Genomic DNA, 21854 nt, shown 5'->3' with positions numbered 1-21854 from the left:
GCGCGCCCTGCTCCCGATGCCCGGCACGGCATCGCGCCGCGCCGCCGGAGCCGCCCCCGCACACCTGCCGTACGAGAGTGTTCCTCCGCCGCGCACCGCACCGCACCGGACACCGCTCGCGGCCGGACCACTGGGACGACCCGGCCTCGCGCGCCATTGAGCTGTCGAGTCTGGGCCGCATCTCAGCACGGATCGGCACGCCGGGCCAAGAGGTCGTACCCATCTCAGGTGAAAGATTTCACAAACGGCCGCGCCCGACGGGAGGCGTCGACAGGCCGGGAATCAGCTCATCCGCAGGGCGAGGAAGAAATCGAGCTTGTCCTCCAGACGCGAGAGATCACGCCCCGTCAACTGCTCGATTCGCCCGACCCGGTAGCGCAGGGTGTTGACGTGGAGGTGCAGCCGGGACGCGCAGCGGGTCCAGGAACCGTCGCAGTCCAGGAACGCCTCCAGCGTCGGGATGAGCTCCGCGCGGTGGCGCCGGTCGTAGTCGCGCAGCGGGTCGAGCAGCCGTGCGGTGAACGCGCGGCGCACGTCGTCCGGGACGAACGGCAGCAGCAGGACGTGCGAGGCCAGCTCGTGATGGCCGGCGGCGCAGACCCGGCCCGGGCGGGCCGCCGCCACCCGGCGGGCGTGCCGGGCCTCCTCCAGCGCGCCGCGCAGCCCCTCGGGCGAGTGCACGGCCGCGCTGACGCCCAGGGTCAGCCGGCCGTCCTCGGCCAGGCCCGCGGAGAGCGGTTCCCGGACGGCCGCGAGCAGGACCTCGGCGTGCAGCGAGGCGCCCTCGACGTCGGCGGGCCCCGCGCCGACGCCCCCGGCGGGCAGCGGCACGAGCGCCACCGCCTCCTCACCCGTGTGGGCGACCGCTATCCGGTCGGCGGAGTCGGCCCCGGCGACCGCCGGGTCGACGAGGATCTCCTCCAGCAGCGCCTGGGCGACCGCGCCCCCCGCGTCGGCGGTCGCGGGGTCGCCCGCCGGACCGCCCCATTCGACCCGCGCCACCACGACCTGCCAGCGCGGCGCGGTCCCCAGGCCCGGCAGCAGCACCGGCGCGGCGACCCGCAGCCGGGCCGCGATCTCGGCGGGCTGCGCGCCCGCCTGGACCAGCTCCAGGACTTCCTGGGCGAGCCTGCGGCGCACCGCGCGGGCCGCGTCGCGCCGGTCCCGTTCCACCGCGATCAGCTGGGTGACGCCGTGGAGCAGGTCCAGCCGGGCCGCCGGCCAGTCGCCGGCGTCCGCCTCGACCGCGAGCAGCCAGTCCGAGAGCACCGACTCGCGCACGTCCCCGGATGCCGCAACCGCGCCCCGCCCGATGCTCCGGATCGGGAAGAGCGAATACGTGGTGCCGCCGACCGCGGTCCGGTACGGGGCCCGGCGGCCGGCGCGAGTGGCGACCAGATGGTGTCCGGCGAGCGCCGCGCCGACCGGACCCGGCAGCGGCGCGGCGCCGGAGCCCGCGACCTGCCGCCCGGTGGGGGAGAGCACCCAGGCGCGCAGGTCGAGGTCGGAGCCGAGCAGGCCGAGGACCGCCTCCGGGCCGCCGCCGGCCGGGCCCGGCGTCATCAGTCTGCGGTGCCGGTCCACGACCGCGGCCAGATCGCCCGCGCGCTCGCCGGACACCTGCCGCACCACGTGCTCGGTGATCGTCGCGAACGCGACGGTCTCGTGGACGGCGAAGAGCGGCATGCGGTGTCGCGCGCAGGCCGCCACCAGGTCGCCGGGGACGGCCCCCAGCTCCGCCTCGCCCGCCGCGATCCCGGCGACCCCGGAGGCCGCCAGGATGCGGACGAACGGCTCGGAGTCCGCCGCGCCGCGGCGCCAGGCCAGCCCCGTCAGGACCAGTTCGCCGCCCGACAGATAGCGGCTGGGGTCGCGCAGGTCCGTCGTCATCACGCCGCGGACCGAGCGGTCCAGCTCGTCCTCGCCGCCGAGCAGCCGCAGGCCCAGCGCGTCGGTCTCCAGCAGTGCGCGCAGCCGCATCTCGTCGCCGCCGATCTCTTCCATGGGTGCGGGTGAGGACTGGGTGAACCGGTGAGACCACCGGGTCACGCCATTCGTTCGAATCTACAAGACGGCGCGTTCGCCCGGCCAACGCCTTCATGGTTTCGGTGACTGCCCCGAGTGGAGCACCGCTTGTGTACTGGGCGTCACGACGCGATAACCACACAGGGAGGACCGGCCCCGCCCCGTCCGCCTCCGCCCCGTCCGCCTCCGCCCCGCGCGCCGCCCCCCTCCCGCCCCCGTCCGCGCTCTCCGTCCCCTCACCCGTTCCCGCTCTCCGTCCCCCACCCGTCCCCGCGCTTCTCCCCCTCCCGCCCGTCCCTGTGCTCCCCCGTCCGGCCCGGCCCGTCCCGGCCCGCGCACGACGACCCGACCGAGAGAGAGCCGCCCATGGACTTCCTGCGCCCCGCCAGCTGGGAGGAGGCGCTCGCCGCCAAGGCCGAGCACCCCGGGGCCGTGCCCATCGCGGGCGGCACCGATGTCATGGTCGAGATCAACTTCGACCACCGGCGGCCCGAGTACCTCATGGACCTGAACCGTGTCGACGAGCTGTCCGCGTGGGAGGTCGGCGAGGACGACGTACGGCTCGGCGCGAGCGTGCCCTACAGCCGGATCATTGCGGAGCTGCGCGCCGAGCTGCCGGGACTGGCGCTCGCCTCGCACACCGTCGCCTCCCCGCAGATCCGCAACCGCGGCGGCGTCGGCGGCAACCTGGGCACCGCCTCGCCCGCCGGGGACGCCCACCCGGCGCTGCTGGCCGCGGGCGCCGAGGTGGAGGCGGCCTCCGTGCGCGGCACCCGGATGATCCCGATCGACGCCTTCTACACCGGGGTGAAACGCAACGCCCTCGCCCCCGACGAGCTGATCCGGGCCGTGCACATCCGCAAGGCCCGCGGACCGCAGCAGTACTCCAAGGTCGGCACCCGCAACGCCATGGTCATCGCGGTCTGCGCCTTCGGCCTGGCCCTGCACCCGGACACCCGCACCGTCCGCACCGGCATCGGCTCGGCCGCCCCCACCCCCGTGCGGGCGAAGGCGGCCGAGGAGTTCCTGAACGCCGCCCTGGAGGAAGGCGGGATGTGGGACCGCCGCACCCCCGTCCCCCCGTCCCTGGCCCGGCAGTTCGCCGCCCTCGCGGCCGGCGCCTGCAACCCGATCGACGACGTGCGCGGCAGCGCCCGCTACCGCAGGCACGCGGTCGAGGTCATGGCCCGGCGCACCCTCGGCTGGGCCTGGGAGTCGTACCGCGGCGACGGCCGCAGCAGCGAAGGAGCCCACTGATCATGCGTGTCAGCTTCACCGTCAACGGCCGCCGGCACGAGGCGGACGACGTCTGGGAGGGCGAGTCGCTGCTCCACGTGCTGCGCGAGCGGATGGGCCTGCCCGGCTCGAAGAACGCTTGCGAGCAGGGCGAATGCGGGTCGTGCACGGTCCGGCTCGACGGCGTCCCGGTCTGCTCCTGCCTGGTCGCCGCCGGGCAGGCGGAGGGCCGGGAGGTGGTCACCGTGGAGGGCCTCGCGGACCTCGCCGCCCGCCGCGCCCGCCCGCACCCCGACGCCTCCGGCGCCCCGCTCGACCGGGCCCGCCGGCGGGCGGCCCGGCCCACCGGACCGGAGGACCGTTCGGGCGTCGAACTCGCCCCGATCCAGCGGGCGTTCCTCGACGCCGGGGCCGTCCAGTGCGGCTTCTGCACGCCCGGCCTGCTGGTCGCCGCCGACGAACTCCTCGAACACAACCCGAGCCCGTCCGACGCCGACATCCGCGAGGCGCTCTCCGGCAACCTCTGCCGCTGCACCGGCTACGAGAAGATCCTCGACGCGGTCCGCCTCGCCGCCGCCCGGTCGGAAGGGGCGGTCTGACGATGCGTGTCACCGGCCGTCCCACCAGCATCGACCAGCACACCGGGGCCCAGGGCGGCATCGGCGAGTCGACCCCGCGCCCCGACGGCGTGCTGAAGGTCACCGGCGAGTTCGCCTACTCCTCCGACCTGTGGCACGAGGACATGCTCTGGGGCCACACCCTGCGCTCCGCGGTCGCCCACGCCGAGATCCTGTCCCTCGACGTCACGGAGGCCCTCGCCACCCCCGGCGTCCACGCCGTGCTCACCCACGACGACCTGCCGGCCCCCGTCAAGCACTACGGCCTGGAGATCCGGGACACCCCGGTCCTCGCCCACGGCAAGGTGCGCCACCACGGCGAACCCGTGGCGCTCGTCGCCGCCGACCACCCCGAGACGGCCCGCCGCGCCGCCGCCAGGATCAGGATCGACTACCGCGAACTGCCCGTCGTCACCGACGAGGCGTCCGCGCTGGCCCCGGACGCCCCGCTCGTCCACGAGGCCCGCGCCGACCACCACGCCGCGCACGTCCCGCACCCCAACGTCGTCCACCGCCAGCCCGTCGTCCGGGGCGACGCCGACGCGGCGGCGGCCCGCGCCGACGTGATCGTCACCGGCGAATACGTGTTCGGCATGCAGGACCAGGCCTTCCTCGGCCCCGAGTCCGGGCTGGCCGTGCCCGCCGACGACGGCGGCGTCGACCTCTACGTCGCCACCCAGTGGCTCCACTCCGACCTGCGCCAGATCGCCCCCGTCCTCGGACTGCCCGAGGAGAAGGTCCGGATGACGCTCTCCGGGGTCGGCGGCGCCTTCGGCGGACGCGAGGACCTGTCGATGCAGATCCACGCCTGCCTGCTCGCCCTGCGCACCGGCAGGCCCGTGAAGATGGTCTACAACCGGTTCGAGTCCTTCTTCGGCCACGTCCACCGCCACCCCGCGCGACTCCGCTACGAGCACGGCGCCACCCGCGACGGCAGGCTCACCCACGTCAAGTGCCGCATCGTGCTGGACGGCGGGGCCTACGCCTCCTCCTCCCCGGCGGTCGTCGGCAACGCCGCCTCGCTCGGCGTCGGCCCGTACACCGTCGACGACGTCGACGTCGAGGCCCTCGCGCTCTACACCAACAACCCGCCCTGCGGGGCCATGCGCGGCTTCGGCGCCGTCCAGGCGTGCTTCGCCTACGAGGCCCAGATGGACAGGCTCGCCGCCCGACTGGGCATGCACCCGGTCGAGTTCAGACAGCTCAACGCCATGGAACAGGGCAGCACGCTGCCCACCGGGCAGGTCGTCGACTCGCCCGCCCCGGTCGCCGAACTGCTGCGCCGGGTCAGGGCCAGGCCGCTGCCGCCGGAACGCCAGTGGGAGACGGCCGGCGAGCCGCCCGACGTACGGGCCCTGCCCGGCGGGCTCTCCCACACCACCCACGGCGACGGCGTCGTGCGCGGCGTCGGCTACGCGGTCGGCATCAAGAACGTCGGCTTCTCCGAGGGCTTCGACGACTACTCCACCGCCCGGGTCCGGATCGAGGTCGTCGGCGGCGAACCCGTGGCGACCGTGCACACCGCCATGGCGGAGGTCGGCCAGGGCGGCGTCACCGTCCACGCGCAGATCGCCCGCACCGAGCTCGGCGTCGCCCGGGTCACCATCCACCCGGCCGACACCCGGGTCGGCTCGGCGGGCTCCACGTCCGCCTCCCGGCAGACCTATGTCACCGGCGGCGCCGTGAAGCACGCCTGCGAGACCGTCCGCGAGAAGGTCCTGGAGCTGGGCCGCCGCCGGTTCGGCCCCCACCACCCCGCCTGGGCCACCGCCGAACTGCGCCTGGAGGGCGGCAAGGTGGTCACCGACGGCGGCGAGGCGCTGGCGGCGCTGGCGGACGTGCTGGGTGACGACGCGATCGACGTCGAACGGGAATGGCGCCACCGCCCCACCCGGCCCTTCGACCCGCACACCGGGCAGGGCGACGGCCACGTCCAGTACTCCTTCGCCGCCCACCGCGCCGTCGTCGAGGTCGACACCGAGCTCGGCCTGGTCAAGGTCGTCGAACTGGCCTGCGCCCAGGACGTCGGCAAGGCGCTCAACCCGCTCTCCGTCGAAGGACAGATCCAGGGCGGCACCACCCAGGGCCTGGGCGTCGCCGTCATGGAGGAGATCCTCGTCGACCCGGAGACCGCCCGGGTGCGCAACCCCTCCTTCACGGACTATCTGATCCCCACCATCCTCGACACCCCGGCCATCCCCGTCGACGTGCTCGAACTCGCCGACGACCACGCCCCGTACGGGCTGCGGGGCGTCGGCGAGGCGCCCACCCTGTCGTCGACCCCGGCGGTCCTCGCGGCCATCCGGGACGCGACGGGGCTGGAGCTCAACCGGACGCCGGTGCGCCCCGAGCACCTCACGGGCACCTGAGCCGTACGCGCCCCGCGCCCCGCGTGGCGCGTGCGGCGGCGGGCGGGTACGGCAGGGGAGCGGGTAGGCCGGGGGCGCGCACGTCACGGGCGTCGCGGGCGGAATCCGGGCGGATGCCGGTACCTTCGACACCCCCCGTCCGACCGCGCAGTCAAGGAGAGTCACCATGCTGGACATCGCCGTCGAGCTCGGCCGGTGGACCGGGCGGGGACGCGACTTCGCCGTCGCCACCGTCGTCGCGGTCGGCGGCAGCGCGCCCCGGCAGCCCGGGGCCGCCCTCGCCGTCGACCGCGACGGCACGGTGATCGGATCGGTCTCCGGCGGATGCGTGGAGGGCGCGGTGTACGAACTGTGCGAGCGGGCGCTGGACGACGGCGCGACCGTCCGCGAACGGTTCGGCTACAGCGACGACGACGCCTTCGCGGTCGGCCTGACCTGCGGCGGCACCGTCGACATCCTGGTGACGCCGATCCGCGCGGACGATCCCGACCGGGCGGTGTTCGCCGCCGCGCTGGACGCCGCCGCGCGGGGGGAGGCGGCGGCGCTGGCTCGGATCACCGACGGCCCGGACGAACTCCTCGGCCGCCCCCTGCTGGTCCGCGCCGACGGCTCGTCCTGGGGCGGACTCGGCGGCCACCCGGAACTGGACCGCACCGCGGCGGCCGAGGCCCGCGCCCTGCTGGACACCGGCCGCACCGCCGCCGTCACCATCGGCGCGGAGGGCTCACGCTGCGGACGGCCGCTGACCCTGCTCGTCGAGTCGAGCGTCCCGCCGCCCCGGATGATCGTCTTCGGGGCCGTCGACTTCGCCGCGGCGCTGGTGCGGGCGGGCAAGTTCCTCGGGTACCACGTCACCGTCTGCGACGCCCGCCCCGTCTTCGCCACCGAGGCCCGGTTCCCGGAGGCCGACGAACTGGTCGTCGACTGGCCGCACCGCTACCTCGCGACCACCGGCGTCGACGCCCGCACCGTGCTGTGCGTCCTCACCCACGACCCCAAGTTCGACGTCCCGTTGCTGGAACGGGCGCTGCGCCTGCCGGTGGCGTACGTCGGGGCGATGGGCTCGCGCCGCACCCACCTGGAGCGCAACGACCGGCTGCGCGCGGCCGGCGTCACGGAGACTGAGCTGGCCCGGCTGCGCTCGCCGATCGGCCTCGACCTGGGGGCCCGCACCCCCGAGGAGACCGCGCTGTCGATCGCCGCCGAGATCGTCGCCGACCTGCGCGGCGGCAGCGGCGTGCCGCTCAGGGGCGCGCACACCCCGATCCACCACGAGGCCGGTCCGCCGCCGGCCGGCGGGCTCGGCGTCGACCAGGAGATCATTCGGGCATTCGGCCTGAAGTGACCTGCTGAATCCCTCTCTTGAGGCGGCCCCGCACCCTCACCGGGGGTGCGGGGCCGCCATTTTTTACCCTCCCTTGATGACCAAAATTTGTCTGCTTTGCCCGTACATGGTGGGCGATAAGGAGAGAAAGGGATTTATCGAGGTGCGGATCGAGTTGCCACGGTGACGCGGGTGGGCTTATAAGAAGAGCGTGGCGGAAGCGATTCCGGGAATTCCGGGGACTGCGCCCGCCGCGGAGGTTTCCCATGTTTCTCACTCCGTCCGACACGGAGAAATTGCTGCTGAGCGTCGCCGGAATGGTCGCCCGGGACCGGAAGGAACGCGGCGTGCTTCTCAATTACCCGGAGGCCGTCGCGCTGCTCTCCTGCTGGGCCGTCGAAAGGGCCCGGGAGGGCGCCCTCGTCAGCGACCTGATGACCGAGGGCCGCAACGTCCTCACCCGCGCCGACGTGCTCGAAGGAGTACCCGAGATGCTCCATGACGTCCAGGTCGAGGCGACCTTCCCGGACGGGCGCAAGCTCGTCACGATCACCTCGCCCATCCCGTGATCCCCGGCGAGATCCGGACCGGCTCCGGCGTACTGAAAATCAATGACACCCGCACCCGGATTCAACTGACCGTGGTGAACGACGGCGACCGCCCCATTCAGGTCGGATCGCATCTGCATTTCCCCGACGCGAATCCCGCGCTTTCCTTCGAACGGGATCTGGCCGAAGGATTCCGGCTCGACATTCCCTCCGGTACTTCCCTGCGTTTCGAACCCGGAGTCGGCGCCGAGGTCTTCCTCGTGGAACTCGGCGGCCGCCGGGAGGTGCCCGGCATCGTCGTGCCCGGCGCCCGCACCGCACGAACGGACGACATGTGACATGGCAGAACTGACCCGGGCCGCCTACGCGGCGCTCTACGGGCCCACCACCGGCGACCGCGTCCGCCTCGCCGACACCGACCTGTGGATCGAGGTCGAGGAGGACCGCTGCTTCGGCGGCGACGAGGCCGTCTTCGGCGGCGGCAAGTCCATCCGGGAGTCCATGGGCCAGTCCACCGCCTCACGCGCCGACGGCGCCCTCGACCTCGTCATCACCAACGTCGTCGTCCTCGACCACTGGGGCGTCGTCAAGACCGACGTCGGCGTCCGGGACGGCCGGATCGTCGCCCTGGGACGTTCCGGCAACCCCGACATCGGCGACGGGGTCCACCCCGGCCTGGTGATCGGCCCCGGCACCGACGTGATCTCCGGCGAGGGCCGCATCCTCACCGCCGGCGCCGTCGACACCCACGTCCACTTCCTGATGCCCGGAGCCCTGCACGAGGCCCTGGCCACCGGCACCACCACCGTCATCGGCGGCGGCACCGGCGCCACCGAGGGATCCAAGGCCACCACCGTCACCCCCGGCGCGTGGAACCTCGCGATGATGCACCGCTCCCTCGACCGCGTCCCGCTCAACGTCATGCTGTTCGGCAAGGGCTCGACCGTCGGCGAGGACGGCCTGCGCGAGGCGGCGCTCGGCGGCGCCGGAGGCTACAAGGTCCACGAGGACTGGGGCGCCACCCCGCCGCCATCGACGCCGCGCTCAAGGCGGCCGACGCCTACGGGCTCCAGGTCGCCCTGCACGCCGACAGCCTCAACGAGGCCGGCTACGTCGAGGGCACCCTCGACGCCATCGCCGGGCGCGGCATCCACGTCTTCCACGCGGAGGGCGCCGGGGGCGGCCACGCGCCCGACATCATCACCGTCGCCTCCCACCCCCACATCCTCCCCGCGTCCACCAACCCGACGCTCCCGCACACCGTCAACACCGTCGCGGAACACCTCGACATGCTGATGGTCTGCCACCACCTCAACACGCGCGTCCCCGAGGACCTCGCCTTCGCGGAGTCCCGCATCCGCGCCACCACCATCGCCGCCGAGGACGTCCTGCACGACATCGGCGCCCTCTCCATCACCTCCTCCGACGCCCAGGCCATGGGCCGCATCGGAGAGGTGATCTGCCGCACCTGGCAGGTCGCCCACACCATGAAACAGCGCTTCGGCGACCGCGGCGCCGAACTGCCCGCCGACAACGAACGCGCCCGCCGCTACGTCGCCAAATACACCATCTGCCCCGCCGTCGCCCACGGCATCGACCACGTCGTCGGCTCCGTCGAACCCGGCAAGCTCGCCGACCTGGTGCTCTGGGACCCGGCCTTCTTCGGCATCCGCCCGGCCGCCGTGATCAAGGGCGGCATGGTGGTGTACGCGCCCCTCGGCGACGCCAACGCCGCGATCCCCACCACCCAGCCCGTGCTCCTGCGCCCCACCGCCGCCTTCGACGCCGCCCCGCATCTCTCGGTCAGCTTCGTCGGCCCGGCGGCCCTGGAGGACGGCCTCGCCGAACGCCTCGGCCTCGAACGGGAACTGGTCGCCGTGCAGCCCACCCGCCACCTCACCAAGGCGGACCTGCCGAACAACACGGCCCTCCCGCGGATCGACGTCGACCCGGAGACCTTCGCCATCCGGATCGACGGAGAACTCGTCGAACCCGCCCCCGCTACCGTCCTGCCGCTGGCCCAGCGGTACGCCATGTTCTGATGGCGCACCTGGCATCCCTGCTGCTCGGCGACGGCCGGCTCCCCGTCGGCGCGTACACCTACAGCGCCGGCCTCGAACCGGCCGTCGCGGCGGGCCTCACCCGCGACCGGATCCCGGCCCTGCTCCGGGCCCGGCTGCGCACCGCCGCGGTCACCGAGGCCGCCGCCGCCGTCCTCGCCCTGCGGGCCGCCGGGCAGGAGGAGGCGGACTACGGGCCGGTTCAACGGGCCCTCGCCGCCCGGACCCCGGTCGCACCCCTGCGGGAGGCGTCCGCGACCCTCGGCCGCGGGGTGCACCGGCTGGCCCGCCGGCTGGCCCCGGACCACCCGGCGGTCACCGCACTGTCCGCGCTCCGCCCCCGCCCGCTGCGGCCGGTCGCGCTCGGCGCCCTCGGGGCCGTCATGGGGGTGTCCGAGGAGGAACTGGCGCACGCCGTCGTCTACGACGAACTCCAGACCATCACCTCGGCGGCGCTCAAACTGCTGCCCGGCGACCCCCTCGACACGGTCGCCTGGATCCTCGCCGCCGAGCCCGACGCCTCCGCCGCGGTGGGCGAGGCCCTCGCGGTACGGGACCCGGCCGGGCTGCCCGCCCGTACCCCCCTGCTCACCGAACAGTGGGCCCTGGAACACGCACGACGAGAACGGAGACTCTTCCTTGCCTGACCAGCACGACCACCAGCACGACCAGCACTCCGGCCACCGGCACGACCACCGCTCCGGCCACCACCGGCACGACGCGGGCCCCGCCCGGCCGCGCGCCCTGCGGATCGGCGTCGCGGGCCCGGTCGGCACCGGCAAGAGCTCGATCCTCGCCACCCTCTGCCGCGAACTGGCCGGCGAACTCGCCATGGGCGTCGTCACCAACGACATCTACACCGACGAGGACGCCCGCTTCCTCCGCTCGGCCGGCGTCCTGCCGACGGAACGCATCCGGGCCGTCGAGACCGGCGCCTGCCCGCACACCGCGATCCGCGACGACATCAGCGCCAACCTCGACGCCGTCGAGGACCTGGAGGAGGAGTTCGGCCCGCTCGACCTGGTGCTCGTGGAGAGCGGCGGCGACAACCTCACCGCCACCTTCAGCCCGGCGCTCGCCGACGCCCAGCTGTTCTGCATCGACGTCGCGGGCGGCGGGGACGTCGCGCGCAAGGGCGGCCCTGGCATCACCGGCGCCGATCTGCTGATCGTCAACAAGACCGACCTGGCGCCGCACGTCGAGGTCGACGTGGACGCCATGGTCGCCGACGCCCGCGCCGCCCGCGACGGCCTGCCGGTGCTCGCGCTCTCCAAGCACGACCCGGCGTCCACCGCCGAACTCGCCGACTGGGTGCGGTCGGTGCTCGCACGTCACCGCGCCGGTGCCCTGGTCCCCACCGATCCGGGACCGATGGCACCGCACAGCCACAGCCACGACTCGTGACGGGCCCCGCGGCCGCCCGCCCCGAACCGGCCGACCCCACGGTCGTCGCCGTGGAGCGCGACGGAACGGGCCGCCACCTCGTCCGCGAACTGCGCCCCGGCGCCTTCCTCGCCCCCCGCCCCCTGGCGCCGGCCCCCGACCGGGTTCGGATCGCCCTGGTCGGCACCCGGGCCGGACTGCTCGCGGGAGACGAACTGGAACTGGGCGTCCGGGTCGGCCCCGGCGCCCGCCTGGAACTGGTCGAGCCCTCCGGACTGGTCGCCTACCACCACCGCGGCGGCTCGTCGCGCTGGCGGGCCCGGGTCGACATCGCGGAGGGCGGCGAACTGCTCTGGGACGCCCGGCCGTTCGTGGTCTGCGACGGCGCGCGGGTGGCCCGCTCCATGGACGTGACGCTGGGCGCCGGGGCACGGATGCTGTGGCGGGACACCCTGGTCCTGGGACGCTCCGGCGAACGGGGCGGCAGCGTGCGGGCGACCACCCGCGTCACCTACGACGGCGACGAACTGCTCGTCGAGGACCTGGACCTGACGGAGCGGCAGATGCGCGAGCTGCCCGGCGTCCTGGGGCCCAACCGGGTCATCGGCTCGGTCACCGCCCTCGGCGCCCGCCCCGCCGGCCCGCCCCACCCGTACCGCACGGACCTGGCGGGCCCGGGGGCGCAGGTGCGCCTGCTGGACACCGTGGCCCCCGCGATCGAGGCGGAGCTCGCGGCGGTCTGGGAGGACTGGCGCCACCAGGGCGCGTCTCCGCACGGCCCGGGGACCTCCGGCCGGAGGCCGCCGGGCGAAGACCGGCCCCGGCACTGATGGCACTGAACTCCCCGGTGCCTCAGACCCGCGACGCCCCGTCGGCGTCCGGAGCCGGAGCCGGGGCCCGGTCCGCGCGGCCGTGCGAGGGCGTACCGCACGCCACCACGGCCGCGCACGCCAGCGCGGGCGCCGCCGCGATCGCGAAGCAGACGGACGGCGGCAGCCGGTCCACCAGCAGCCCCGTCGTCGCGCCGCCCAGCGCGGACCCGGCGTTGACCGCCGTGTTCACCCACGCGCCCGCCCGCGTCCGGGCGTCCGGATCCACCGACTCGTCCGCGACGAGATACGCCGTCGTCAGGGCCGGCGCGACGAAGACCCCGGCCGCCGCGACCACCGCGACCAGCGCCGGCACACCGGGCGAGAGACCGGCCACGACCAGCGCCGCGCCCAGACCGGCGACCAGGACCGGCAGCCGCACCCCGTTCGGGGCGCGCCAGGAAACCGCGCCGTAGGCGAGCCCGCCGACCGCGCTGCCCGCGGACAGCGCCGCGAGCACCCACGCCACCGACCCGCCCCGGTGGTGCTGCTCGGCGAACGCCACCACCAGCAGGTCCAGCCCGCCCAGACACAGCCCCACGGCGGCGGCCGCGAGCGCCGCGTGCCGCAGACCGGCGATCCCGAGCAGCGTCCGCCGCCCGCCGGCCGCCCCGTCCGGCGTCTCGGCCGGCCGTTCCGCCGGGCCCGGTCCCGTGCCGCGCAGCGCGGGGGAGGACACCAGCGCGCCCGTGCCCACCAGCACCAGCGCGGCGCCGATCGCGACGCCCGCCGCGGGGACGGTGTGCCGGATCACCACGCCCACCAGCAACGGCCCGGTGACGAACAGCAGTTCCTCGGCGACGCCGTCCAGGCTGTAGGCGCGCCGCAGCAGCTCCCGGTCCGGGAGGAGACGGCTCCACAGGGTCCGCATCACCGGCCCCAGCGGCGGTGTGCAGGTGCCCGCGGCCACGGCGAGCGTCCCCAGCGGGAGCGGGGAGGCCCCCGGCCGCCAGGTGATGTACGCCAGGACGGCGAGCAGGACCGCGTACGCGCCGGCCATCGGCGGCAGGGCCCGGCGCGGTCCGAACCGGTCGACCAGCGCGGCACGGACGGGGGAGAGGGAGACACTGGCGGCCCCGAACAGGGCCATGACCACACCGGCGACGGAGTACGAGCCGGTGGCGTCCTTCACCGCCAGCACCAGGGAGAGGGGGGCCACCCCGTTCGACAACCGCCCCAGCAGGGCGGCGCCGAAGGCGCGGGCGGCGTGCGGGGTGCGCAGGACGGAGGCGTACGAAGGGGCGGGGGAGCGCGGAAACATGAGGACGTTCCTCGTGAGGGCGGCGCGAGCGGGCCGCGCCGCGGGCATGCGGGGACACCGGAGGACCGCACCCGCTGGAACACGGGGCGCGGCCGGCACGGGGCTCTACGCACAGGGGAGGAACATGCGGACCAACGTATCAGGAGGAGAGGCGCGCGGCGGCGGGCGGTGCGACGGCCCGGCGCGCGGACGTGCGCGCCCGGCGGCTGCGCTCCGGTCCGGGCTTCGCCGCCGGAGCCCCGGAACGGTTCGACATGCCGCGGGACGCCTCGTACGGTGCGGGGCATGACGACGCCGTCGCACCGGATCCTCCAGGCACTCGACCGCTTCAACGCCGCCCATCCCTGGGACCACAACGCGCACTTCCACCGATGGATCCTGCGCCGGCTCCCGCGCCGGTTCGACAGAGCCCTGGACGTCGGCTGCGGCAGCGGGGACCTGGCCCGGCTCCTGGCGACCCGGGCGGGGAGGGTGCACGCCATCGACGCCGACCCGGGGATCGTGGACCGGGCCCGTGAACTCACGCGCCCCGACGCCCCGGTGACCTTCGCCGTCGCCGAGGCGCCGGCCGGGATGCCGGCCGGCCCGTACGACGTGATCACGTGCGTCGCCACCCTCCACCACCTTCCCCTCGCCGACGCCCTCGCCGGATTCCGGGAGCGTCTGGCGCCCGGCGGAACCCTGGTGGTGGTCGGCCTCGCCCGCGAGGAGACCGTGGGAGACCACCTGCTGGCTCTCGTCTCCAGTCCCCTGAACGCCGCCACGGGCTGGGTCAGGAACAGGGGCCGCAGGGCGCCGCGCCCGGTCTCGATGACCGCCGTGACCCGGCCCGCCGGGACGACGTACCGCGAGATCGTCCGCGAGGCACGGGACGTGCTGCCCGGCGCGAAGGCGCGGCGCAGGCTGTTCTGGCGGTACACGCTGGTGTGGCGCGACGGCTCCGGCGGCCGATGACGGCGAGGGGGACACGCCCCGCCGGGCCGCCGCCGTGCCGGCCGGGGCCGACGGGAGACCCCCGGCCGACAGCGCCCCCTCCGGTCTCGGAGGGGGCGCAGTCGGCGGCAGGCCCGTCGGCCGACAGCCGCAGGCCCGTCGGCCGACAGCCGCAGGCCCGTCGGCCGCGCGGCCGTCAGGCGGCCGGCAGGCCCGAGGTGTCGATGACCTGGCGGATCGCCCGGCCCGAGGCCAGCTCCTCCAGGGCCTCGTTGATGCCGGTCAGCGGCAGCGTGCCGGTGTGCATGCGCTCCACCGGCATCAGCCCGGCCCGCCACAGGTCCAGGAACCGGGGGATGTCCCGGCGGGGGACCGCGTCGCCCATGTAGGAGCCGATCAGGGACTTGCCCTCGCCGGCGAACGCCAGGGCCGGGACCTCCAGCATCCGGCCGGGGGCCGGCAGGCCCACCGAGACGACCTTGCCGCCTCGGGCGACGGCCGTCAGGCACTCGGCCGTCACCTTCGGGCTGCCCACCGCCTCCACCGCCAACTCGGCTCCCCCCAAGGTGAGTTCGCGGATCGCCTCGACCGCCTCGGCCGGGGCGTACGCGTGGGTGGCGCCCAGCTGGAGGGCCAGCGCGCGCTTCTCCGCGACCGGGTCGACCGCGACGACGGGGTACGCACCGGCGGCACGGGCCCCCAGCACCGCGGACAGGCCCACCCCGCCCAGCCCGTAGACCACCGCCGACTGGCCGGGGCGCAGGGCCGCCGTGTTGATGACGGCCCCGGCGCCGGTCAGCACCGCGCAGCCGAACATCGACGCCACCGTGAACGGCACGTCCGCGGGGATCGGCACCACCGACTCCTGGGCCAGCACCGCGTGCTCGGAGAACGCGGACACCCCGAGCTGGTGGTGGACGGTGGCGCCGGAGGCGTCGGTCAGCAGCGACGGGCCGTGCAGCAGCGCCCCCGCCCCGTTCGCCGCCGCCGCCCGCTCGCACAGGGCGGGCCGCCCCGCCGCGCAGTCGGCGCAGAACCCGCAGCTGGGCACGAAGACCAGGGCCACGTGGTCGCCGGGGGAGACCCGGTTCACGCCCGGACCGGTCTCCTCCACGACGCCCACCGCCTCATGACCGAGCGCCATCGGCAGCGGGCGGACCCGGTCGCCGTTGACCACCGACAGGTCCGAGTGACAGAGCGAGGCGGCCGCGATCCGGACCAGCACCTCGCCCTCGCGCGGGGCGCCCAGCTCCAGCTCCTCCACCTCCACCGGGCGGGTCGCGGAGTAGGGGCGGTCCGTCGACACCCCGCGCAGCACCGCCGCGCGGGTCCTCATGCCCGCACCTCCGGACGCGGGGCGCAGCGCAGCACGTCCCGGCTCTCCAGCAGCGGCACGACCTCGCCCAGCACGATCCGCTGGAAGTGCGGGGTGGCGCAGTGCGCGGTGAAGTCGGCCTCGGAGGCGTACTCCTCGTACAGCACGATGGCCCGCGGGTCCTCGGTGCCCTGGTGGACCCGGTAGGCGAGGTTGCCCGGCTCCTGGCGGGAGGCGGCGGCCATGGCGTCGAGCAGCGGGAGGACGGTGTCCTGCTCGCCCTCCTTGGTGCGGTAGCGGGCGACGACGACATAGGTCATGGGGGTCTCACTCCTGGGGTGGTGCGGCGGGCCTCTTCAGGGCGGCGGGCGGGACCGGCGGCAACTGGTCCCGGCGCAGATGCCAGAGGCGGGGGTCGGAGGTGGCGGCGGCGACGGACCCGAGGGCCAGCGCCAGCGCCACGTCGGCGGGGGTCTCCACGAAGCCCGCCGCGACCGAGGGGGACATCGCGCGCTGCGCCTGCGCGCTCATCCGGGCGACGATCGGGGCGGGCATGATCTCGACCAGGTCCGGCGCCCCGCGCGAGATCGCGTCCGTGGAGCGGCGCAGATTGGACCGGTCGGTGACGAACACCTTCATCATCGTCAGCAGGCCGAGCGGGCGGCCCTTCTCTATGAGGGAGAGCCGGGTGCTGACCACGCCGTGGGCGCCCATGTTCTTGATGAACTCCAGCGCGCCCCGGTCCTGGGCCAGACCGGGGCTGCTGTCCACGTTCACGAACACGGTCTTCCCCGCCCGGCCCAGCGCCGGCACGACCTGGGGCAGCTGCCCCACCGCGAGCGACGCCAGGATGCACACCCTGGCCGGTGCGGTCAGGAACTGCCGCAGCGGCTGGGTGCCGACGACCGACGCGACGACCGGGACCTCGGCGAGCGCCGAGGCGAGCCGGGGGTCGAGTGCGGCGGCGGACCGGGAGGGGGAAGGGTTCATGGCGAGGACCTGCCTGGAGAGGGAGGGTTCGTGTCTGCTGGGATCAGTTCAGCGGAGACGTACCGAATCGGCTGGGAAGGCCCAGTTTCCCAGGGTTGAGGATGCCCTTCGGGTCAAGGGCGTTCTTCACCGCGACGAAGGTCGCGAAGCCCGCGCCGAGCGACTCGCCGACGTACGGGCCGCGCAGCAGACCGCAGCCGTGGTGGTGGCTGATCGCCGCCGCGTGCTTGATCAGCACGGCGTTGGCGGCGTCCCACACCGACCGGTACCAGTCGCGGCGCGCCTCGGGCGCCACGTCGCCGCGGAGCGAGAAGTAGACGCAGGCGCCGTCGGTGTACGCGTGCGACTGGTGGGCGGAGGCGGCCAGGGTGCCGTCCACCGCCTGGATCGCGGCGACCACCTCGTCGTAGATCGCCGGCAGGGCAGTCCAGGACGCGGCCATCTCCAGGGTGTCGGCGACGAAGCCCGGACCGGGCTTGAAGCCGTCGGAGGACTTGCCGACGAGCATCCGCTCGTCGAGCCAGCGCTCGAAGACCGCCTGGCTGTCCAGTTCGGGCCCGTACTCCTCGCAGACCTCCTTGGCCACCTTGATCGAGGCGTCGACGATCGCCGGGTCGCCCTCGTCCGCGATGAGCAGCAGGTTGGTCTCCGGGTGGCCGAAGTGGGTGCCCGACTCCAGCTTGTCGTACAGGCGCAGGACGGCCGGGGTGGCGCCGCGCTGCATGATGCGGCGGCAGGCCTCCAGACCCTGGGCGAAGGTCGTGAAGCCGTACGCGGCGGCGGAGGCGTACTCCGGCAGCGGGTGGACCCGCAGCCGGGCCGAGACGATGACGCCCAGCGTGCCCTCGGAGCCGACGAACAGCTGGCGCAGGTCCGGGCCGACGGCGGCGCGCGCGTAGTCGCCGTAGGTGGCCCGGGTGCCGTCGGCGTGCACCACGTCGACGCCGACGACCATGTCCTCGATCTTGCCGTAGCGGGTCGAGAGCTGGCCGGCGCCCCGGCAGGCGATCCAGCCGCCGACGGTGGAGACGGCGAACGCGGACGGCCAGTGGCCGGTGGTGACGCCGTACTCCTCCTGGAGCTGCTTCTCGAAGAGGTCCCCGAACATGCCGGGCTGCACGTCCACGATGTTCGACTCGGCGTCGAAGCCGGTGATCCGGTTCAGCCCGCACAGGTCCAGGACCACGCCGCCGAAGACGGGGAGCGCCGCACCCGTGACGTTGGAGCGGCCCGCGGACGGGGTGACCGGGACGCCGGCCTCGTGGCAGATCCGCAGCACCGCGGCGACCTGGTCGGCGTCGACGGCCTCGACGACCACGGCGTCGGGGGTCGCGGGACGGCCCTCGGTCTCGCCGATCATCGAACCGGCCCACCAGTCGCGGGTCCGGGTCACGACCTCCTCGCGGGCGGTGTGCACGGCGTGCGCGGCCTCGCGCAGCGCCTCGACCACGGACCGAGGGACCTCGACCGGGTCCGCCTGGAGCGCGGCCTCGCCGTCGCCGATCGGGGTGTTCCGCGCCCACTTGGCGAAGCTGGGGGCGCCGACGGTGTAGTCGCCCCGGTTGAACGGGTGGGTGATGGTCTGACGGCTGATCATGCTGCTGCCCCTTCGAGGAGTACGGACTTTTCGTGACGGACGGCTGCGAGGTACTCGGCGACCGAGCGCTCGACCTCCGCCTCCGTGAGGTTCAGTTCCCGGCCGAGGATCGCGCCGACGGCCTCGGCGGCCTCCGCGGAGGCGTCCCGGGCGAACAGCCGGGCACGGGTGCGGCGGGAGAGGACGTCGTCGACCGAGCGGGCCAGCTCGGCGCGGGCCGCGTAGACGACCTCCGCCCCGGTGTAGGGGAGTCCCGCGACGATCGGCTCGGCCAGCGACGGGTCCTCCTGGATCAGGTCGCCGACGAACCGGGCCTCGGTGCCGAAGCGCTCGCCCAGGTGCGCGGCGATGCCGCCGGACGCGGCGACGGCCTCGGAGTCGTACCCCGCGCCGCCCAGCAGCGGGAGATCGCCGGTGCGGCTCCTCGCCCTGCGGCCGAGAACGGTCATCACCTTGTCGATGACGAGCTCGCCCATGTGCCGGCTGGTGGTGAGCTTGCCGCCGGTCACCGTGACCATGCCGGTGCGGCCGACGGTGATGTGGTGGTCGCGGCGCATGTCGAGGGTCGCGCCCTCCTTGCCGCCGACGAGCGGACGCAGCCCGCCGATGGAGCCGACCACGTCGTCCGGGGTGAGCTTCCCCTCGAACGCGGTGTTGGCTCCCTCCAGCAGGAAGTCCATCTCCTGCCGGGTGCAGTGCACGTCGTCCGGCGAGCCCTGGTAGTCCTCGTCGGTGGTGCCCAGCACGACGCTGTTGCCCCAGCGGGTGCAGGTGGCGCGGCGGGCCCGGCCGGGGATCGGCACGGTGACCGTGCAGTTGATCCGCACCTTGTCCCACGGCACCACGATGTGGACGCCCTTGGCGGGCCGGACCTGCGGCCGATGGCCCTCGTCCGCCTTGGCGTCCAGCTCGTCGGTCCACACCCCGGTGGCGTTGACGACGGCCCGCGCCCGGATGTCGAAGGTGTCTCCGTCCGCCGAGACCCGGGCGCCGGACACCTTGCCGGCCTGCGTCAGCAGGCCCTCGGCCTTCGCCCCGTTGAGGACCGTGGCCCCGAGCGCGGCGGCCGTGCGGACGATGGTGAGGACGAGCCGGGCGTCGTCGGTGCGGGCGTCGAAGTACATCAGCCCGCCCTTGAGGTTCTCGGCGCGCAGCGTCGGCGCCTGCGCCAGCACCTCGGGCACCGTGAGCCGCTGGTGGAGCTTGCCGATCCGCCAGCCGCCGACCAGGTCGTACGTCCACAGCAGGCCCTCGAAGCCCTTGGCGAGGCGGGCGTCGAACACGCCCTCCTTCTCCAGGATCGGGAAGAGGAACGGCAGCCGGTGCACCAGGTGCGGGGCGTTCTTCCGGAAGCGGTGGCGCTCCAGGAGCGAGTGGCGGACCAGGTTGACGTTGCCCTGCTCGATGTAACGCAGTCCGCCGTGCACCATCTTCGACGACTTCGACGAGGTGCCGGAGGCGAAGTCGTCCTTCTCGATCAGGGCCGCGCGCAGACCGCGCGAGGCGGCGTCCAGCACGGCGTACGCCCCGGTGATGCCACCACCGATGACGAGCACGTCGTACGTGTCGTCGGCCAGCCGGCGCTTGAGGGCCGCCCGGTCGAGCAGCAGGGGCGTCCGGCGGGTCGCCGCGGCGTTGCGCCGCGGTTTCCGGGCGGGCATGGTGATCACAACATCAACTCCTGGTGTTTCGGTTCGGCGGCCCTGTCATCGTGTGCGGGCCGCCGGTGTGACGGCCGGGGCCGTCAGTGGGGGGTGTGAGGTTCGGGTGCGCCCTCCCGCAGGGGGAGCAGCGCGGGGTCGTGCAGGTGGGCGATCAGCACATCGCGCCAGGCGGCCCGCTGATCGGCGCGTTCGGCCGCCGGGAGCGACGGTTCGAAGACCTGTCCGTGCGGCTGCGCCTCCACGACCTCCTCCAACGAGGACCACAGGCCGCGGGCGACCCCGGCCAGATAGGCGGTGCCGCGCAGGCTGGCGGTGGCGGAGTCGGAGACCCGTTCCAGCGGCAGCCCGGTCAGGTCGGCCTGGATCCGCATCAGCGGGTCGCTGCCGGAGACGCCGCCGCCGACCCGGAGCCGGGTGAACGGGGCGCCCATGGTGTCCGCGACCCCGTCGATCAGGTCGCACACCGAGTGCGCGATCCCGTCGAGCACGGCCCGGGCGAGGTCGGCGCGGGTGGTGGCGAGGGTGAGCCCGGTGAGGGCGGCGGTGGCCTCCGGATGCCAGACCGGCGTACGGACCCCGGCGAGCGCCGGGACGAAACGCGGGGTGCGGCCCGGCCGGGTGGGGACCCGGCCCGCCTCCTCACCGAGCTCCTTCGGCGACGCGAACAGGCCCAGGTCGTCGCAGAGCCAGCGCAGCGCCGAACCCGCCGTGGAGGTGTACGCCTCCAGGCTGTAGTGGCTGATGTCGCCCTGCCGCCGGCCGGGCTGGGCGAGCACCCCGGAGATGTCCGGCCGGGGCAGGGCGGGCGTGGTGCCGGTCGCCGCGTCGACGAACGCGCCGGTCCCGTACACGCACATGCCCTGCCCGGCGGCGAGCCCGCCGAGCGCGACGAGAGCGGCGTGCTGGTCGCCCATGGAGGCGGCCAGCGGGACGGCGACGCCGAGGGCGGCCGGGTCGGTGACGCCGAACCCGGCGTCGTCGGAGCGGAGCTCGGGCAGCAGGTCGAGGGGGAAGCCGAGACGGTCGATCCACTCCTCGTCCCAGGCGTGCTCCTCCAGCAGGTATCCACCGGTGGACGCGGCGTTGGTCGGGGTGGTGGCGTGCACGGCGCCGCCGGTCAGCCGCCAGATCAGCCAGGTGTCGACGGTGCCGAAGAGCAGCCGCCCCGCCCGGTGCGCCTCGGCCGCCTCCGGGTGCGCGGCGATCTGCCGGGCCGCCCAGAGGAACGGGGAGCGGGCGCCGACCGGCCGGCCCTGCCGGGCCAGCAGGGCGGCGTCCCACTCCGCCTCGTACGCGGTGAGCTCCTGCGCGTACCGCCGGTCCTGCCACACCACCGCGGGCAGCAGCGGCCGGCCGGTGACCCGGTCCCAGAGCATCGCCGTGGCCCGCTGCGTGGACAGCGCGACCGCGGTGACCTCGATGCCGTCCTCGCGGGCCCGGCCGACGGCCCGGCGCGCCACCTCGACGGTGGCGGTCCAGATCTCCATCGGGTCCTGCTCGACCGAGAGGTCGTCCGGGTGGGAGACCGCGATCGACCGGTAGAACACCTCGTGGGCGGCGCCCGAGTCGAGGACGACTCCGGCCCGGGTGCCCGTGGTGCCCTCGTCGATGGACAGCACGCCGCGCCGTGCGGCGGCGCCGGGGAACGTCTGCGTCATGGCAG

The 21854-nt window shown here is 74.7% G+C and carries 18 protein-coding genes and 1 pseudogene; 11 read left to right on the top strand and 8 right to left on the bottom strand.

What is annotated here, in order from left to right; genetic code table 11:
* Positions 1–282: 282 nt before the first annotated feature.
* Positions 283–1980: a PucR family transcriptional regulator ligand-binding domain-containing protein gene (locus tag WA762_RS22720; RefSeq protein ID WP_335937920.1), complete on the bottom strand. Its 1698-nt coding sequence runs from the start codon at positions 1978–1980 to the stop codon at positions 283–285.
* A gap of 411 nt (positions 1981–2391) precedes the next feature.
* Here WA762_RS22720 and WA762_RS22715 point away from each other — a divergent pair, with 411 nt between their 5' ends.
* The 10 genes and pseudogenes from WA762_RS22715 (at position 2392) to WA762_RS22670 (ending at position 12392) form a co-directional block, all read left to right on the top strand.
* On the top strand, positions 2392–3282 hold the full coding sequence (locus tag WA762_RS22715; protein ID WP_335937899.1) for an FAD binding domain-containing protein: 891 nt from the start codon (positions 2392–2394) through the stop codon (positions 3280–3282).
* A 2-nt stretch (positions 3283–3284) separates the two neighbouring features.
* The gene (locus tag WA762_RS22710) at positions 3285–3860 is read left to right on the top strand and encodes a (2Fe-2S)-binding protein (protein ID WP_335937897.1); all 576 of its coding nucleotides are present in this window, start codon (positions 3285–3287) and stop codon (positions 3858–3860) included.
* Positions 3861–3862: 2 nt separating this feature from the next.
* Positions 3863–6247, top strand: coding sequence for a xanthine dehydrogenase subunit D (gene pucD, locus WA762_RS22705; RefSeq protein WP_335937895.1), 2385 nt, complete (start codon positions 3863–3865; stop codon positions 6245–6247).
* 166 nt (positions 6248–6413) lie between these two features.
* Positions 6414–7592, top strand: coding sequence for an XdhC family protein (locus WA762_RS22700; protein ID WP_335937894.1), 1179 nt, complete (start codon positions 6414–6416; stop codon positions 7590–7592).
* A gap of 245 nt (positions 7593–7837) precedes the next feature.
* Entirely contained in the window at positions 7838–8140 is a 303-nt protein-coding gene (locus WA762_RS22695) for an urease subunit gamma (RefSeq protein ID WP_335937893.1), read from the top strand.
* The gene (gene ureB / locus WA762_RS22690; RefSeq protein WP_335937892.1) at positions 8137–8457 is read left to right on the top strand and encodes an urease subunit beta; all 321 of its coding nucleotides are present in this window, start codon (positions 8137–8139) and stop codon (positions 8455–8457) included. Before WA762_RS22695 ends, ureB begins: the two co-directional genes overlap by 4 nt.
* Before the next feature lies 1 nt (position 8458).
* Positions 8459–10161: pseudogene (locus WA762_RS22685) on the top strand (urease subunit alpha).
* Positions 10161–10826, top strand: a complete 666-nt coding sequence (locus tag WA762_RS22680; protein WP_335937891.1) for an urease accessory protein UreF — start codon at positions 10161–10163, stop codon at positions 10824–10826. Before WA762_RS22685 ends, WA762_RS22680 begins: the two are co-directional and overlap by 1 nt.
* A 97-nt stretch (positions 10827–10923) precedes the next feature.
* Positions 10924–11583, top strand: coding sequence for an urease accessory protein UreG (gene ureG, locus WA762_RS22675; protein ID WP_335937919.1), 660 nt, complete (start codon positions 10924–10926; stop codon positions 11581–11583).
* A complete protein-coding gene (locus WA762_RS22670; protein ID WP_335937890.1) occupies positions 11580–12392 on the top strand; it encodes an urease accessory protein UreD in 813 nt (270 codons plus the stop codon). The genes ureG and WA762_RS22670 overlap by 4 nt, the downstream gene beginning before the upstream one ends.
* A 22-nt stretch (positions 12393–12414) precedes the next feature.
* On the opposite strand, the gene WA762_RS22665 is transcribed toward WA762_RS22670, so the two are convergent.
* Positions 12415–13692: an MFS transporter gene (locus tag WA762_RS22665; protein ID WP_335937889.1), complete on the bottom strand. Its 1278-nt coding sequence runs from the start codon at positions 13690–13692 to the stop codon at positions 12415–12417.
* A 285-nt stretch (positions 13693–13977) separates the two neighbouring features.
* Between WA762_RS22665 and WA762_RS22660 the strand changes: the two genes are divergently transcribed.
* Positions 13978–14646 carry a class I SAM-dependent methyltransferase gene (locus tag WA762_RS22660; RefSeq protein WP_335937888.1) on the top strand — a complete coding sequence of 223 codons (669 nt, stop codon included), beginning with the start codon at positions 13978–13980 and terminating at the stop codon, positions 14644–14646.
* A 175-nt stretch (positions 14647–14821) separates the two neighbouring features.
* On the opposite strand, the gene WA762_RS22655 is transcribed toward WA762_RS22660, so the two are convergent.
* The 6 genes from WA762_RS22655 to WA762_RS22630 form a co-directional block, all read right to left on the bottom strand.
* Entirely contained in the window at positions 14822–15961 is a 1140-nt protein-coding gene (locus WA762_RS22655; RefSeq protein ID WP_335937887.1) for a zinc-binding dehydrogenase, read from the bottom strand.
* Positions 15958–16260: a putative quinol monooxygenase gene (locus WA762_RS22650; RefSeq protein WP_335937886.1), complete on the bottom strand. Its 303-nt coding sequence runs from the start codon at positions 16258–16260 to the stop codon at positions 15958–15960. The genes WA762_RS22655 and WA762_RS22650 overlap by 4 nt, the downstream gene beginning before the upstream one ends.
* Before the next feature lie 7 nt (positions 16261–16267).
* A complete protein-coding gene (locus tag WA762_RS22645; protein WP_335937885.1) occupies positions 16268–16930 on the bottom strand; it encodes a glycerol-3-phosphate responsive antiterminator in 663 nt (220 codons plus the stop codon).
* Between the two features lie 43 nt (positions 16931–16973).
* Positions 16974–18527 (bottom strand): FAD-binding oxidoreductase, encoded by a 1554-nt coding sequence (locus tag WA762_RS22640; RefSeq protein ID WP_335937884.1) that lies wholly within the window; start codon positions 18525–18527, stop codon positions 16974–16976.
* A complete protein-coding gene (locus tag WA762_RS22635) occupies positions 18524–20197 on the bottom strand; it encodes a glycerol-3-phosphate dehydrogenase/oxidase (protein ID WP_335937883.1) in 1674 nt (557 codons plus the stop codon). The genes WA762_RS22640 and WA762_RS22635 overlap by 4 nt, the downstream gene beginning before the upstream one ends.
* Positions 20198–20271: 74 nt before the next feature.
* Complete coding sequence (locus tag WA762_RS22630; protein ID WP_335937882.1) at positions 20272–21849, bottom strand: FGGY family carbohydrate kinase; 1578 nt, start codon at positions 21847–21849, stop codon at positions 20272–20274.
* Positions 21850–21854: the final 5 nt, after the last annotated feature.

Origin of the sequence: Streptomyces tyrfis (genome assembly GCF_037034285.1) — a bacterium.
Classification (GTDB): Bacteria; Actinomycetota; Actinomycetes; order Streptomycetales; family Streptomycetaceae; genus Streptomyces.
The sequence above is the reverse complement of the archived record's forward strand: the minus strand, read 5'-3'. Positions and strand labels throughout refer to the sequence as shown.

Bases quoted from the DNA above. Each gene is read 5' to 3' on its own strand.
- WA762_RS22720 (WP_335937920.1), bottom strand. From the start codon at position 1,980: ATGCGGCTGCGCGCACTGCTGGAGACCGACGCGCTGGGCCTGCGGCTG.
- WA762_RS22715 (WP_335937899.1), top strand. From the start codon at position 2,392: ATGGACTTCCTGCGCCCCGCCAGCTGGGAGGAGGCGCTCGCCGCCAAG.
- WA762_RS22710 (WP_335937897.1), top strand. From the start codon at position 3,285: ATGCGTGTCAGCTTCACCGTCAACGGCCGCCGGCACGAGGCGGACGAC.
- pucD (WP_335937895.1), top strand. From the start codon at position 3,863: ATGCGTGTCACCGGCCGTCCCACCAGCATCGACCAGCACACCGGGGCC.
- WA762_RS22700 (WP_335937894.1), top strand. From the start codon at position 6,414: ATGCTGGACATCGCCGTCGAGCTCGGCCGGTGGACCGGGCGGGGACGC.
- WA762_RS22695 (WP_335937893.1), top strand. From the start codon at position 7,838: ATGTTTCTCACTCCGTCCGACACGGAGAAATTGCTGCTGAGCGTCGCC.
- WA762_RS22680 (WP_335937891.1), top strand. From the start codon at position 10,161: ATGGCGCACCTGGCATCCCTGCTGCTCGGCGACGGCCGGCTCCCCGTC.
- WA762_RS22665 (WP_335937889.1), bottom strand. From the start codon at position 13,692: ATGTTTCCGCGCTCCCCCGCCCCTTCGTACGCCTCCGTCCTGCGCACC.
- WA762_RS22660 (WP_335937888.1), top strand. From the start codon at position 13,978: ATGACGACGCCGTCGCACCGGATCCTCCAGGCACTCGACCGCTTCAAC.
- WA762_RS22655 (WP_335937887.1), bottom strand. From the start codon at position 15,961: ATGAGGACCCGCGCGGCGGTGCTGCGCGGGGTGTCGACGGACCGCCCC.
- WA762_RS22650 (WP_335937886.1), bottom strand. From the start codon at position 16,260: ATGACCTATGTCGTCGTCGCCCGCTACCGCACCAAGGAGGGCGAGCAG.
- WA762_RS22645 (WP_335937885.1), bottom strand. From the start codon at position 16,930: ATGAACCCTTCCCCCTCCCGGTCCGCCGCCGCACTCGACCCCCGGCTC.
- WA762_RS22640 (WP_335937884.1), bottom strand. From the start codon at position 18,527: ATGATCAGCCGTCAGACCATCACCCACCCGTTCAACCGGGGCGACTAC.
- WA762_RS22630 (WP_335937882.1), bottom strand. From the start codon at position 21,849: ATGACGCAGACGTTCCCCGGCGCCGCCGCACGGCGCGGCGTGCTGTCC.